Raw genomic sequence first — 14,515 nt, forward strand, 5'->3', positions numbered from 1 at the left:
GATCCCGCCGATAGAGTGGGCTCGACGTTCGTCAGGTACCGAAGGAGTTGCCGTGGAACAGTTCGATTCGCCCGCCGTGGTGGCCGCCGATCCGCAGGCCAACACTGCGGACCTGCTGCTGGACCGGGTCCGCGAGACACCCGATCGCGTGCTCTTCGGCGTGCCGGAGGGCGGAGGCTGGCGGGACGTCACCGCGCAGGAGTTCCTCGACGAGGTCACGGCACTCGCGAAGGGCCTCGTGGCGTCGGGCATCGAGCCCGGCGAGAAGATCGGGCTGATCTGCAAGACCCGCTACGAGTGGACGCTCATCGACTTCGCCGTGTGGTTCGCCGGCGCGATCCTCGTGCCGATCTACGAGACCTCCTCCCCCGCCCAGGTGCAGTGGAACCTCACCGACTCGGGGGCGCACGCGGTCATCGTCGAGACGGCCGACCACTTCGCGCGACTCGACGAGATCCGCGCCGACGTCCCTGACGTCCGGATCGCGTGGCAGATCGGCCTCGGCGACCTCGACAAGCTCGCGGCGCGGGGGATCGACGTGCCCGACGCCGAGATCGAGCGCCGCCGCTCGCTGGCCACCGGCTCGGACATCGCGACGATCATCTACACCTCCGGATCGACGGGCCGCCCCAAGGGCTGCATCATCCGCCACTCGAACTTCGTCGAGCTCAGCCGCAACTCCGCGGTGGCGCTGACCGAGCTGATCCACCAGCCGGGCGCCTCGACGCTGCTCTTCATCACGACCGCGCACGTCTTCGCGCGCTTCATCTCGGTGCTCTGCGTGCACGGCGGCGTGAAGGTAGGCCACCAGGCCGACACCAAGCAGCTGCTGCCCTCGCTCGCCTCGTTCAAGCCGACGTTCCTGCTCGCCGTGCCCCGCGTCTTCGAGAAGGTGTACAACTCTGCCGAGCAGAAGGCGGAGGCAGGAGGCAAGGGGAAGATCTTCCGCCGTGCGGCCGATGTCGCGGTGGCCCACTCCGTCGCCGTCGAGGCCGGGTCCGTGCCGCTCGCCCTCAAGCTGCAGTACCTCCTCTTCGACCGGCTCGTGTACTCCAAGCTCCGCGCGGCGATGGGCGGGAACGTGCGATTCGCCGTCTCCGGATCCGCACCCCTCGGCGACCGGCTCGGTCACTTCTTCCACAGCCTCGGGATCAAGATCCTCGAGGGCTACGGCCTCACCGAGACCACCGCTCCCGCGAGCGTGAACCGCACCGAGCTCTTCAAGATCGGGACCGTCGGACCGGCGATGCCCGGCGCCTCCATCCGGATCGCCGCCGACGGCGAGATCCAGGTCAGGGGCATCTGCGTCTTCGGCGGGTACTGGAACAACGAGACGGCGACCGCGGAGGCGTTCGACGGCGAGTGGTTCCGGACCGGCGACCTCGGCTCGCTCGACGAGGACGGCTACCTGCGCGTCACCGGGCGCAAGAAGGAGATCATCGTCACGGCGGGCGGCAAGAACGTCGCGCCGGCTGCGCTGGAGGATCCGATCCGCGCGAATCCGCTCGTCGGTCAGGTGGTCGTCGTGGGCGACCAGCGCCCGTTCATCGCGGCCCTCGTGACGCTCGACAGCGAGATGCTGCCGACCTGGCTCGGCAACAACGGTCAGGACCCGAAGCTGACGCTCGACGAGGCGGCGGTCAATCCGGCGGTCCTCGCCGAGATCCAGAGGGCCGTCGACTACGCGAACACCGCGGTCTCGCGGGCGGAGTCCATCCGCAAGTTCGTGATCCTGCCGACCGAGTTCACCGAGGCCAGCGGCCACTTGACGCCCAAGATGAGCATCAAGCGCGCGGTGATCCTCTCGGACTACGCGACCACCGTCTCGGCGCTGTACTCCGCCGCGCCGGCCACCGAGGGCATCTCGCTCCGCTGAGGCCACCGGCCCGTCGGCTGGCCGCGGTCGGCTCGCGCGAGCGTTCGTGGTTCGCAGAGCGGGAAGCGACCGCCGACGGGAAGACGCTGCATCGCGCCTCGCCGGAGACGGCTGCGCCTCCGGAGAGCCCGTCACGTTCGGTCCACACCCGTCCTGGACACTGGGATCTCGATACGCCCGCTGCGCGGGCTACTCGATCAGCGGAGAGGGGAACGCCACGCTGCTGACCCGGCCCAGCGAAGGCGCAGCCGTATCCGGGAAAGCGCGTCCTAGCGCTTTACCGTCGGCGGACGCAACACGCTCTGCGAACCGCGACCACCTCGAAGAGCCGACCGCGGGGAGCCGGACAGGGACCGGCTCGCCGAAGGTGCAGCCGTATCCGGGAAAGCGCGTCTCAGCGCTTTACCGTCGGCGGACGCAACATGCTCTGCGAAGCATGTCCGCGCCCCTGGCACCGACGGAGTCGGAGAGGGACCGGCTCCCCGAAGGTGCAGCCGTATCCGGGAAAGCGCGTTGCAGCGCTTTCCCGTCGGCGGTCGCGACCCGCTCTGCAGAACGCGACCACCTCACCGAGCCGACTGCGCGACGCCCGGCAGGGACGGGCGTCCGATCAACTCAGAACCAGGGGGATTCCCGCACGTCCTTCATGGCGGCGCGGCGGTCCTCCTTGGACAGGCGGTCGAGGTAGAGGCGGCCGTCGAGGTGGTCGCATTCGTGCTGGAGAGCCTGGGCCATCAGGCCGTCCCCCTCCAGGATCACCTCGTTGCCGTCGAGGTCGGTGCCGCGGACCTTGGCGTGGGGGTAGCGGATCGCCGGGTACCAGAGGTTCGGGACCGAGAGGCAGCCCTCGTCGACGGGCTGCGGCTCGCCGCTGAGCTCGATGATCTCGGGGTTGAGGACGTAGCCGATGACGCCGTCGACGTTGTAGCTGAAGGCGCGGAGGTTGACGCCGATCTGCGGTGCTGCGACGCCGGCTCGGCCGGCGGGGCGGACGCTGTCCACGAGGTCCTCGACGAGTCCGCGGATCCCGTCATCGATCGCGTCGATGGGGGCGGACGGGGTCTTCAGGACGGGATCTCCGAAGATGCGGATCTGGCGTTCGGTCATGTGGTGCGCTCCCTCAGGGCCTCCTCCGCTTTCAGGAGGGCGTTCTCGACGACTTCGCTCGCCGCCGGGTGCGGCCAGTACTGGCTGCGGGCGAGTCCGTGGACACCGCGTCCGACGCTGGCGGCCTGGACGAGCGGCTGAATGAGGATACTCGCCTGCGGACCCATGAGGTGGGCGCCGAGCAGGGCGCCGTCGAGACCGACGACCAGGATGCAGACGCTCGACTCGTCTTCGAGCGCCCAGCCGTAGGCCGTCGTGCGGTACTCCTGGCTCACGGAGATCGCGGCGAGGCCGGCCTCCTCGGCGTCCGCCAGGGTGAGACCGAAGTGCGCGATCTGCGGATGCGCGAAGATCGCGCCGGGCACGGGCGACAGCGTGTTGCGCATCGGCTCGTCCGGGTGGAGGAGGTTGTGGGCGACGATCCGCGCCTCGTGGTTGGCGACGTGCTTGAGCTGCCACTCGGACGAGACGTCGCCGAGCGCGTAGAGCCCCGGGACGGGAGCGCCGCCCGAGAGCACGCGCTGCTCCGGGTCGACCGCGATGCGGCCGTCGGAGTGCAGATCGATGCCGACGGCCGCCGCGGCGAGGGTGTCGCTGTTGGGGTCGCGGCCGAGGGCGACCAGCAGGACGTCCGTCTCGACGCGGGTTCCGTCGCTGAATGTGACGACGAGTCCGTCGTCGCCGGCGTCCACCTGCTCGGCGGTCACCTCCGTGCGCACGTCCCAGCGCTCGCGGGCGAGGTCGGTGAAGCGGCGCGCGATGTCCTCGTCCAGCGAGCGGAGCAGGCGGTCGCTGCGGACCGCCACGGTCACGGCGGTGCCGAAGGCGGAGAACACGTGCGCGAACTCGACTGCGACGGCCCCTCCGCCCAGGATCACCAGGCGCTCGGGGAGGTCGTCGAGCCGCATGATCGACGACGAGTCGTGGATCCGCGGGTCGGGCGAGTAGGCGGCGAGCAGGGGCCGTGGGCGGGATCCTGCGGCGACGACCACGCGGGGAGCGCTGATCCGGGTGCCGCTCGCGCTCACGAGCACGTGCGGACGGGCACCGTCGCCCAGGGACTCGAAGCCGAAGCTCTCGCGCAGCACCGTCACGTTCGGCGATCGCTCGTCGCGGTACTCCAGGCCCGCCCGGCTGATCGTGTCGGTGCGGCCGAAGACCCGGTCGCGCACAGCCGCCCACTCGGGCCGCGCGAGCGACCCGCGCACGCCGAGGGGCCCGCCCTCGTCGACGTCGGTGACGACGTCGGCCACGTGCACCAACATCTTGGTCGGGATGCAACCGGCGTTCAGGCAGGTGCCGCCGAACCACTCGCCGTCGTCGAGGAGAGCGACGCGGGCGTCGTCGTACTCGGGACCGACGATCGAGTTGCCCGAGCCGGCACCGACGACGATGAGGTCGAACTCCTCCACCGGAGCGAGCCCCTCCGACGACTGCTCCACGGCCGCGTCAGGCACGCCGGACCGGCATGCCCTCGACGACGAGCGCGGCCAGCAGGCGGGCCGCCTCCTTCGTCCCCGGGCGCAGCTGCTCCCACTTCACGACGGAGCCGGCGGCGAGCACCGGGTCGTAGGGGATGCGGACGATGTCGCGCACCCGCGAGCGGAAGTGCGACTCGATCTCCTCGAGCTTGACCAGGCTCGTGCCCTGGGTCGCGGTGTTGAGGGCGACGACGGCGTTCTTGACGAGATCGCCGTAGCCGTTCGCGTCGAGCCAGGTGAGCGTCTCGGACGCGAGGCGCGCCTCGTCGACGCTGCCGCCCGAGACGATCACGACGGTGTCGGCCCGCTGGAGGGTCGCGCGCATCACCGAGTGCACGATGCCCGTGCCGCAGTCGGTGAGCATGATCGAGTAGAAGCGCTCGACGAGATCGGCGACCACGTTGTAGTCGTCCTCGTCGAAGGCCTCGGAGAGCATCGGGTCGGTGTCGGAGGCGAGGACGTCCAGCCGGGTCTCGTCGCGGGAGACCATCGTCGAGAAGTCGGTGAATCCCGAGACGCCCGACGCGCTGTTCACGACGTCGCGGACGGTCGAGCGCGTCTGCTTCGGCACGCGCTCCGCGAGGGTCCCGCGATCGGGGTTCGCGTCGACGGCGATGATGCGGTCCTCCCGGGAGTCCGCCAGGGCCATGCCGAGCAGGGTCGTCACCGTCGTCTTGCCGACGCCGCCCTTGCGGGTCATGACGGGCACGAAGCGCGTCCCACCCTCGAACTGGCGTCCGATCCGCTCGTCCATGGCCTTCCACGCCTGCACCTTGCCGGAGTCGCCCAGATTCACGGCGTGGAAGGTGACGTTGTAGACGAAGCGGTTCCAGCCGCCGACGGGTGCCGGGCGGGTGCGCCGGTTGACCTCGAGGAGGCGGTCCGGCGTGAGCATGGAGGACGACTCGGGCGTCGAGGCGGTGCCGGTCGACGTCGCCGTCTCGGCGCGCAGGCGGTCGCGGCGCGTGGCCGCCCGGCTCTGCTCGTTCGCGAGCGCCTCGGCGGCGGGAGCCGCCGCCGGCGCCTCGCCGCGGCCGCGAGGGCGCTCGCCGCCGTCTCCGGGCAGCACCGACACCTCGTCGCGCGCGGCGTAGCCTGCGGAGACCGGTCGAACCGCTCCACCCGGGTCGGCCGGAGCGGGCTCCGGGGGGAGGATCCCGGCGGAGCGGGAAGCGGGCGCGGAGGGGATGCCCAAGGTCCCCACGTCGACGGAGTCGTCGTCGACGGGCGCCGGAGCGGTCGAGCGGCGCAGCGGAGGGGCGGGCGGATCCAGCCGCACACCGTCCGGGATCCGCGTGGGCGCGGTGTCGCTGGCGCGCGGCACGTACTGCGCCGAGTCCCTCGCCGCGTCGAGCGCGGTGCGGGGAACGGGACCGGTGCCGGTGTCGGGCTGTTCGTCGTTGCGCTCATCCATGCGAACGAGCCTCCTTCCGCTTGCGGTCAGTGTACCGGCGCCCCCTTCCGGGGCGCCGGGCCTTGGAGTGCCCGGGGCCCGGCTGCTAGGAGGGGTCCACGACGACGAGCAGATCGCCCGCGTCGACCTGCTGCGTCGCCGGCACGGCGAGCCTGCGGACGGTGCCCGCGACGGGCGTCGTGATGGCCGCCTCCATCTTCATCGCCTCGATCGTGGCGACGGCGGCGCCGACTGCGATGCGATCGCCGACCGCGACCTTGAGCGTGACGACACCCGCGAAGGGAGCGGCGACCTGGCCGGGATCGGAGCGATCGGCCCTCTCGGCGCTCGTGGTCTCGACCGTGATCGTCCTGTCGCGCACGAACACGGGACGGAGCTGCCCGTTGAGCGTCGTCATCACGGTCCGCATCCCCTGGTCGTCCGCGTCGCCGACGGCCTCGAGGCCGACGTAGAGCCGGACGCCGCGCGACATCTCGACCACGTGCTCCTCCCCCTGGCGCAAGCCGTAGAGGTAGTCGGCCGTGTCGAGCGCCGACACGTCGCCGTACGCTTCGCGCACGCCGAGGAACTGCTCCGACGGACCGGGGAACAGCAGACGGTTCAGCGTCGCGCGCCTCGCTGCCGCGTCGTCGCCGCCGAGCACCGCGCGGTCCTGCTCGGACACGTCGGCCACTGCGATCCGGACGTCGCGCCCCTCGAGCACCCGCGAGCGGAAGGGTTCGGGCCAGCCGCCGGGGAGCTCGCCGAGCTCTCCGGCCATGAATCCCACGACGGAGTCGGGGATGTCGTAGTTCTGCGGGTTCTCGGCGAAGTCGGCAGGATCGGCGTCGACCGCGGCCAGGTGCAGGGCGAGGTCGCCGACCACCTTGGACGACGGGGTCACCTTCGGCACGCGGCCCAGGATCCCGTTCGCTGCGGCGTAGAGGTCCTCGACGACCTCGAACCGGTCGGCGAGTCCGAGCGCGATGGCCTGCTGACGCAGGTTCGAGAGCTGACCGCCCGGGATCTCGTGGCGGTAGACGCGACCGGTGGGGCCCGGCAGGCCCGACTCGAACGGGCGGTAGAGCCGACGGACGGCCTCCCAGTACGGCTCGAGGTCCGAGACGGCGCCGAGATCGAGCCCGGTGTCGCGAGGAGTGTGCGCGAGCGCGGCGACGAGCGCCGACAGGGACGGCTGACTGGTGGTGCCCGCCATCGGAGCCGAGGCGGCGTCGACCGCATCGGCCCCCGCCTCCGCCGCGGCGAGGAGCGTCGCGAGCTGGCCGCCCGGGGTGTCGTGCGTGTGCACGTGCACCGGGAGGTCGAACCTGGTGCGCAGCGCCTCGACGAGGCGCGCGGCGGCGTAGGGCCGCAGCAGACCCGCCATGTCCTTGATCGCGAGCACGTGCGCTCCCGCCTCGACGATCTGCTCGGCCAGGCGGAGGTAGTAGTCGAGCGTGTAGAGGTTCTCGGCCGGGTCGAGCAGGTCGCCCGTGTAGCAGACGGCGACCTCGGCGAGGGTGGTGCCGGTGGCGAGCACGGCGTCGATCGCGGGACGCATCTGCGAGACGTCGTTGAGGGCGTCGAAGATGCGGAAGACATCGATGCCCGACGCCGCGGCCTCCTGGACGAAGGCGTCGGTCACCTCGGTGGGGTAGGGCGTGTAGCCGACGGTGTTGCGCCCGCGCAGCAGCATCTGGATCGCGACGTTGGGCAGCGCGGAGCGCAGGGCGTCGAGCCGCTCCCACGGGTCCTCGCCGAGGAAGCGGAGCGCGACGTCGTAGGTCGCCCCGCCCCACGCTTCGACCGACAGCAGCTGCGGCGTCAGCCGGGCGACCGAGGGTGCCGCGGCGACGAGGTCGCGCGATCGCACCCGGGTGGCGAGCAGCGACTGGTGGGCGTCGCGGAAGGTCGTGTCGGTGACCGCGAGTGCCGTCTGGGCGCGCAGTGCGGCGGCGAACCCGCGCGGGCCGAGTTCGAGCAGGCGCTGACGCGACCCCGTCGGCGCGGGTGCGGAGAGATCGACGGCGGGCAGCTTGTCGACGGGCGGCAGTCCGGGCGGACGGGCGCCGTGCGGCTGGTTCACCGTGACCTCTGCGAGCCACGTCAGCAGCTTCGTGCCGCGGTCACGGGACTCCCGGCCGGCCAGCAGTCCCGGCCGCTCGTCGATGAAGGACGTGCTGAGGTCGCCGACCGCGAAGGACGGATCCTCGAGCACAGCCTGCAGGAACGGGATGTTGGTCGAGACGCCGCGGATCCGGAACTCGGCCAGGGCGCGCTTGGCGCGTCCGACGGCCGCCTCGAAGTCCCGCCCGCGGCAGGTGAGCTTCGCGAGCATGGAGTCGAAGTGCGGGCTGATCTGCGCGCCCGGATTGATCGTGCCGCCATCGAGCCGGATCCCGCCGCCGCCGGGCGAGCGGTAGGTCGTGATGCGGCCGGTGTCCGGCCGGAATCCGGCCGCCGGGTCCTCGGTCGTGATGCGGCACTGCAGCGCCGCGCCGTGCAGCCGCAGCTCGCCCTGGGTGAGGCCCAGCTCGGCGAGGGTCTGCCCGAACGCGATCCGCATCTGCGACGCGACGAGATCCACGTCGGTGACCTCCTCGGTCACGGTGTGCTCGACCTGGATGCGCGGGTTCATCTCGATGAAGACGTGCTCTCCCGCGCGCTCCCCCGCCGTGTCGAGGAGGAACTCGACCGTGCCCGCGTTGACGTACCCGATCGAGCGGGCGAAGGCGATGGCGTCCCGGTGCATGGCCTGCCGCGTCGCCTCGTCGAGGTTCGGCGCGGGCGCGATCTCGACGACCTTCTGGTGCCGTCGCTGCACCGAGCAGTCGCGCTCGAAGAGGTGGACGGTCTCGCCGGTCGCGTCGGCGAGGATCTGCACCTCGATGTGCCGGGGGCGGACCACCGCCTGCTCGAGGAACATCGTGGGGTCGCCGAACGCGCTGTCGGCCTCGCGCATGGCCGCTTCGAGGGCGGCGCGGAGGTCCTCCGGGGCGTCGACGCGACGCATCCCGCGGCCGCCCCCTCCGGCCACCGCCTTCGCGAAGATCGGGAACCCGATCCCCTCCGCTCCGGCGACGAGCTCGTCGAGATCGCGGGAGGCAGGAGTGGAGCGCAGCACCGGCACGCCGGCCGCGGTGGCGTGCTCCTTGGCCGTGACCTTGTTCCCCGCCATCTCGAGCACCCGTGCGGGTGGCCCGATGAAGGTGATGCCCGCCTCCGCCGCAGCACGCGCGAGCTCGGGGTTCTCGGAGAGGAAGCCGTAGCCGGGGTAGATCGCGTCGGCGCCGCACTCGCGTGCCACCCGGATGATCTCGGAGACGTCGAGGTACGCGCGGACCGGGTGCCCCTTCTCGCCGATCTGGTACGCCTCGTCGGCCTTCAGCCGGTGCAGCGAGTTGCGATCCTCGTAGGGGAACACCGCCACCGTGCGCGCACCGAGTTCGTAGGCGGCGCGGAACGCCCGGATCGCGATCTCGCCGCGATTGGCCACAAGGATCTTCGAGAACACAGCAGTCCTTCGGGTCGGTCCTCCGCGGGCGACGAGGAGCCGGGGCCACGACGTCGGGACCCCTGCATCCGCCTCCCCGGCGGTGGGCGCGCAGGGAACGGTTAGGTTCTCCCACCCTAGTGAAAGTAAAGTAACCAGCCATGCATGTACTCAGCGTGAGCTCCCTCAAGGGCGGCGTCGGCAAGACCACGGTGACCCTCGGCCTCGCGTCCGCCGCGTTCTCCAAGGGTCTGCGAACGCTCGTGGTCGACCTCGACCCCCAGTCCGACGTCTCCACCGGGATGGACATCAATGTCGCCGGTCATCTGAACATCGCCGACGTGCTCACGTCGCCGAAGGAGAAGATCGTCCGCTCGGCCATCGCCCCCTCCGGATGGACGAAGGAGCACCACGGCACGATCGACGTGCTGATCGGCAGTCCCTCCGCGATCAACTTCGACGGACCGCACCCGAGCATCCGCGACATCTGGAAGCTGGAGGAGGCGCTGGCGAGCGTCGAGGCCGACTACGACCTCGTGCTCATCGACTGCGCTCCGTCGCTCAACGCGCTCACGCGCACGGCCTGGGCGGCGAGCGACCGCGTCGCCGTCGTCACCGAGCCCGGCCTCTTCTCGGTGGCCGCGGCCGACCGCGCTCTGCGCGCCATCGAGGAGATCCGGCGCGGCCTGAGCCCCCGGCTCCAGCCGCTCGGCATCATCGTCAACCGTGCCCGCGTGCAGTCGCTCGAGCACCAGTTCCGGATCAAGGAGCTGCGCGACATGTTCGGCCCGCTGGTCCTCAGCCCTCAGCTGCCCGAGCGCACGTCGCTCCAGCAGGCGCAGGGCGCGGCGAAGCCGGTGCACGTGTGGCCCGGCGAGAGCGCCCAGGAGATGGCGCACAACTTCGATCTGCTGCTGGACCGGGTCATCCGGACCGGCCGCATCGGCGAGCAGGTTCCGGCGGCGAAGTAGCGCCTCCCCCGTCTCGATCACGGCGTCGCAGCTCCGGCTGCGGCGCCGCCGTCGTCGGGCGGGGTGCGCGGCCGGAAAGCGGCACGGCGCCGGGGTGCGAGACGCGTCGGATCTCGACACGCCCGTGGTGCGGAGCGGTCAGCCGACCTTGCGGGAGGCGCGGCGCTGGGCGAGCTCGTCCGTCGGATCGACGGCCTGGTCGCCGAGGTCGACGAGGCTGGACTCGACCTCGCGGAGCACCTTGCCGACGGCGATGCCGAAGACGCCCTGCCCGCGGCTGAGGAGGTCGATGACCTCGTCGTTGGAGGTGCAGAGGTAGACGCTCGCCCCGTCGCTCATCAGCGTGGTCTGAGCGAGGTCGTCGACCCCGGACTCGCGGAGCTGGTTGACGGCCGTGCGGATCTGCTGGAGCGAGATGCCGGTGTCGAGGAGTCGCTTCACGAGCTTGAGCACGAGGATGTCGCGGAAGCCGTAGAGGCGCTGCGTGCCCGAGCCGGAGGCCCCTCGCACCGTCGGCTCGACGAGCTCGGTGCGCGCCCAGTAATCGAGCTGGCGGTAGGTGATGCCCGCGGCACGAGCCGCGACGGCACCGCGGTACCCCGCGTGCGCGTCGAGATCGGGCAGTCCGTCGGTGAACAGGACGAGGTCGCGCTGGCCGCTGACGTCGCGGCTGACTTCTCTCATCCCGTGGCCTTCCGGATCCGAAACGCCGGATCGTCCGAACGCGCTCCCTACGGTACTCACCCGGGGGTGCCGAGTAAACGACATCGGCTCCCGGGCCGCGGCGTGTCGTCGCGGCGGTCGGATCAGGAGCGCGAGATCCGCGTGAGGGCGCTGCGGACCATCGCCTGGCGGATGGTGCCCAGCTGCGCGGCGAGCCCCATCGCGTTCTCGGCGGCTCCCGCCGATCCGGAGGCGTCGCCCCGGCGCGCACTGGAGGCGACGACGCTCTCGATGAGCGACATCTCGCGCTCGACGGCGACGCGGAGCGGACGGAGGTGGCGTGGCTCGATGCCCGAGCGGCCGAGCTCGACGAGGGCCTTGAGGGTCGTCACGGCCTCCTCGCCGTAGAACTCGCCGCCGCGCACGAGGCCGGCGGCGATCGCCTCCTGGAGGAGGGCGGGGCTCGCGCCGGCCTCCTGTGCGAGCTGATCGCGGGTGAGCCGCGTGGCGGGAGCGAGGAGCGAGGCGGGGCCGCCGCCCACTCCGCTCGGGAGCACCGGCTCGCGGCCCGCGTCGACGTCGTCCAGGTAGCCCCGGATGACCTTGAGCGGGAGGTAGTGGTCGCGCTGGAGCGCCAGGATCATGCGCAGGCGCTCGACGTCGGCCGAGGAGAACTTGCGGTAGCCGGACTCGGTGCGGGCCGGCGAGACGAGTCCCTGCTCCTCGAGGAAGCGCAGCTTCGACGGGGTGACGTCCGGGAACTCCGTCGTCAGCCGGGACAGGACCTGCCCGATGCTCAGCAGAGCGGCCGGACCGGACGCGATCGCCCGGGCGGTGGATCGCCCCACGGTCTACGCGTCCGGAGCGGCGACGAGGTCGGCGCGGGACGCGTAGAAGGTGAGTCGGAACTTGCCGACCTGCACCTCGGAGCCGTCGGTGAGGAGTGCGGATTCGATGCGCACGCCGTCGAAGTAGGTGCCGTTGAGCGAGCCGAGGTCGCGGACCTCGAAGCCGGTGCCGCGACGGACGAACTCCGCGTGGCGGCGCGAGACGGTGACGTCGTCGAGGAAGATGCCCGCGTCGGGGTGGCGGCCGACGGTGGTCGAATCGGTGTCGAGGAGGAAGCGCGCTCCGGTGTTGGGACCGCGGCGGACCACCAGCAGGGCGGATCCCGAGGGGAGCGCGCGCACCGCCTCGGCCTCCTCGCGGGAGGCGCGGTTGTCGAGCGCAGCGAGCTGCGCACCGATGTCGTCGGTGAACGTGAGCGTCGTGTCGGTCGAGGGCTCGACGGACTCGGACTTCAGCGGTTCGGTGGATGATGCTCCACGCACGGGCTCGGCCAAGACGTACCTCCTATCCGTTCAGCGTATCGGAATCCGGGCGGGCGCCGGACCCGGAGTTCTCGTCGCGCACCCCCCGGACGAGCCCGGCAGTCTGCACGGCGTAGACGACGCCGGCCCACCAGTAGAGGAACGCGCCCCACAGCGCGAAGGCCCACGCGATCGGCAGCGAGGCAGGGGCGAGGGCCGGGAACGCCTGCCCGAGCATGATCAACGGCAGCGCGTAGAACAGGCAGAAGGTGGCGAACTTGCCCAGGTGGTGCACGGGCAGCGGCCCGTACCCCGTGTTGGCCAGGATCACGGCGAGGACGACGAGCATCAGATCGCGGGCGACCAGCACCGCGACCAGCCACCACGGCACGAGCTCGCGGAAGGCCAGGCCGAGCACCGTCGCGAAGATGTAGAGGCGGTCGGCGGCCGGATCGAGGATCCGCCCGAGGCGCGTCATCTGGTCGAAGCGGCGCGCGATCCAGCCGTCGAGGTAGTCGGTGAGGCTCGAGACCACGAGGGTGAGCAGCGCCAGCGCGTCCTCCCCCTCGATCACGAGGACGAGGAAGACCGGCACCAGGGCGAGGCGGACCATGCTCAGGACGTTCGGCACCGTCCAGATCCGGTCCTCCCCCGTGCGCGCCATGCGTCCAGCCTACGGGCGGGCTCCCGGCGCGCGGTCAGCGCTTGTCGCGCCAGACCCGCTCGAACGGCAGGCGCCACGCGTGCGGCGCGATCAGCTGGTGGATCGCGTTGGGGCCCCACGAGCCGGGGGCGTAGAGGCGCACGGGCGGCGGGTCCTGGAGCAGGGGGGCCGACACCTCCCACAGCCGCTCGATGCCCTCGGCGGTCGTGAAGAGGGTGTGATCCCCGCGCATCGCGTCGAGGATCAGGCGCTCGTAGGCCTCGAGGGCGTCTCCCGCGCGATCGGTCTCCTGCAGCGCGAACTGCATGCTGAGCTTGTCCAGGCGCATGCCGGGGCCCGGGCGCTTGCCGTAGAAGGACAGCGAGACCTTGGAGGCGTCGGCGAGGTCGAACGTGAGGTGGTCCGGCCCGTGGGCACCGACTCCGGAGCCCTGCGGGAACATGCTCTTCGGGGGTTCGCGGAACGCGATCGAGATGATGCGCTGGCCCTCGGCCATGCGCTTGCCGGTGCGGAGGTAGAACGGCACCCCCGCCCAGCGCCAGTTGTCGATCTCGCACTTGAGCGCGACGAAGGTGTCGGTCTCGGAGTCGGGGGCCACCCCCGGCTCCTCGCGGTAGCCGATGTACTGGCCGCGCACGACGTTCTCGGGGTTCAGCGGGCGCATCGAGCGGAAGACCTTGTTCTTCTCCTCGCTGATGGCCTGCGGCTCGAGCGCCGTGGGTGGCTCCATCGCCATGAACGCGAGCACCTGGAAGAGGTGGGTGACGACCATGTCCTTATAGGCGCCGGTCGACTCGTAGAACTCGGCACGCCGGTCCAGCGTCAGCTTCTCGGGGATGTCGATCTGGACGTGGTCGATGAAGTTGCGGTTCCAGATCGGCTCGAAGAGGCCGTTGGCGAAGCGGAAGGCGAGGATGTTCTGCGCCGGCTCCTTGCCCAGGAAGTGGTCGATCCGGAAGATCTGCTCCTCGTCGAACGTCTCGTGCAGCTCGGCGTTGAGGACGACGGCGCTCTCGAGGTCGACGCCGAAGGGCTTCTCCATGATGATGCGGGAGCGCTCGACGAGGCCGGCCTCGGCGAGCATCCGGACGACCGACAGGGCGGCCTTGGGCGGCACGCTGAGGTAGTGGAGCCGGCTGACGTCCGGGCCCAGCTCCTTCTCGGCCGACATCACAGCCTCGGCGAGAGCCGCCGGGCCCGCCGACTGCGGGACGTAGCAGAGCTTCGACGCGAACTCGTCCCACTGGGCGCGGGTCAGCGAGCGGCTGCCGAACTCGTCGTAGGCCAGTTTCGCGAACGCGCGGAACGACTCGTCGTCGTGCTCCTCGAGGGAGGTCCCGACGATCCGGACGTCCGGCGCGAGGGAGGACAGCGCGAGGTGCGCCATGCCCGGGATGAGCTTGCGCCGGGCCAGATCGCCGACCGCACCGAAGAGCACGACGACGTGGGGCGCGGCCTGCTCGGTCTGGACGGCGGGCGCTGAGGGTGCGGGTGTCACGGTCACACCTCCGATCATTCCATTCCGAAACGGGACCGGGGCGTCATCTCCCGGATACG

11 protein-coding genes are annotated in these 14,515 nt (G+C 71.2%); 2 read left to right on the forward strand and 9 right to left on the reverse strand.

The window, feature by feature from the left end:
- Positions 1–52: 52 nt before the first annotated feature.
- The gene (locus IOC53_RS12975) at positions 53–1,876 is read left to right on the forward strand and encodes a long-chain fatty acid--CoA ligase (protein WP_207406322.1); all 1,824 of its coding nucleotides are present in this window, start codon (positions 53–55) and stop codon (positions 1,874–1,876) included.
- Between the two features lie 615 nt (positions 1,877–2,491).
- Here IOC53_RS12975 and def read toward each other — a convergent pair.
- The 4 genes from def to IOC53_RS12995 form a co-directional block, all read right to left on the reverse strand.
- A complete protein-coding gene (gene def / locus IOC53_RS12980) occupies positions 2,492–2,983 on the reverse strand; it encodes a peptide deformylase (protein ID WP_207406324.1) in 492 nt (163 codons plus the stop codon).
- Positions 2,980–4,440, reverse strand: coding sequence for a mycothione reductase (locus IOC53_RS12985; protein ID WP_307786191.1), 1,461 nt, complete (start codon positions 4,438–4,440; stop codon positions 2,980–2,982). The genes def and IOC53_RS12985 overlap by 4 nt, the downstream gene beginning before the upstream one ends.
- Positions 4,433–5,878, reverse strand: a complete 1,446-nt coding sequence (locus IOC53_RS12990) for a MinD/ParA family protein (RefSeq protein ID WP_207406326.1) — start codon at positions 5,876–5,878, stop codon at positions 4,433–4,435. Before IOC53_RS12990 ends, IOC53_RS12985 begins: the two co-directional genes overlap by 8 nt.
- 85 nt (positions 5,879–5,963) lie before the next feature.
- Positions 5,964–9,371 carry a pyruvate carboxylase gene (locus tag IOC53_RS12995; RefSeq protein ID WP_207406328.1) on the reverse strand — a complete coding sequence of 1,136 codons (3,408 nt, stop codon included), beginning with the start codon at positions 9,369–9,371 and terminating at the stop codon, positions 5,964–5,966.
- A 140-nt stretch (positions 9,372–9,511) separates the two neighbouring features.
- Here IOC53_RS12995 and IOC53_RS13000 point away from each other — a divergent pair, with 140 nt between their 5' ends.
- Entirely contained in the window at positions 9,512–10,321 is an 810-nt protein-coding gene (locus tag IOC53_RS13000) for a ParA family protein (protein ID WP_097166986.1), read from the forward strand.
- Positions 10,322–10,459: 138 nt separating this feature from the next.
- Here IOC53_RS13000 and IOC53_RS13005 read toward each other — a convergent pair whose 3' ends face one another.
- The 5 genes from IOC53_RS13005 to zwf all read right to left on the reverse strand — a co-directional run bounded on the left by IOC53_RS13005 (position 10,460) and on the right by zwf (position 14,456).
- Entirely contained in the window at positions 10,460–11,005 is a 546-nt protein-coding gene (locus tag IOC53_RS13005) for a MerR family transcriptional regulator (RefSeq protein WP_207406330.1), read from the reverse strand.
- Between the two features lie 122 nt (positions 11,006–11,127).
- Entirely contained in the window at positions 11,128–11,832 is a 705-nt protein-coding gene (locus tag IOC53_RS13010) for a MerR family transcriptional regulator (protein ID WP_207406332.1), read from the reverse strand.
- Positions 11,833–11,835: 3 nt separating this feature from the next.
- Complete coding sequence (locus IOC53_RS13015) at positions 11,836–12,288, reverse strand: FHA domain-containing protein (RefSeq protein WP_242683311.1); 453 nt, start codon at positions 12,286–12,288, stop codon at positions 11,836–11,838.
- A gap of 49 nt (positions 12,289–12,337) precedes the next feature.
- Positions 12,338–12,958, reverse strand: a complete 621-nt coding sequence (locus tag IOC53_RS13020) for a CDP-alcohol phosphatidyltransferase family protein (protein WP_207406334.1) — start codon at positions 12,956–12,958, stop codon at positions 12,338–12,340.
- Between the two features lie 34 nt (positions 12,959–12,992).
- Positions 12,993–14,456 carry a glucose-6-phosphate dehydrogenase gene (zwf, locus tag IOC53_RS13025; protein WP_307786192.1) on the reverse strand — a complete coding sequence of 488 codons (1,464 nt, stop codon included), beginning with the start codon at positions 14,454–14,456 and terminating at the stop codon, positions 12,993–12,995.
- Positions 14,457–14,515: the final 59 nt, after the last annotated feature.

Source organism: Rathayibacter sp. SD072 (assembly GCF_017355185.1).
Lineage (GTDB): Bacteria > Actinomycetota > Actinomycetes > Actinomycetales > Microbacteriaceae > Rathayibacter.

Excerpts from the sequence above, each read along its gene's own strand:
- IOC53_RS13005 (WP_207406330.1), bottom strand. The coding sequence starts at position 11,005 with ATGAGAGAAGTCAGCCGCGACGTCAGCGGCCAGCGCGACCTCGTCCTG.
- IOC53_RS13020 (WP_207406334.1), bottom strand. The coding sequence starts at position 12,958 with ATGGCGCGCACGGGGGAGGACCGGATCTGGACGGTGCCGAACGTCCTG.
- IOC53_RS12990 (WP_207406326.1), bottom strand. The coding sequence starts at position 5,878 with ATGGATGAGCGCAACGACGAACAGCCCGACACCGGCACCGGTCCCGTT.
- IOC53_RS13000 (WP_097166986.1), top strand. The coding sequence starts at position 9,512 with ATGCATGTACTCAGCGTGAGCTCCCTCAAGGGCGGCGTCGGCAAGACC.
- def (WP_207406324.1), bottom strand. The coding sequence starts at position 2,983 with ATGACCGAACGCCAGATCCGCATCTTCGGAGATCCCGTCCTGAAGACC.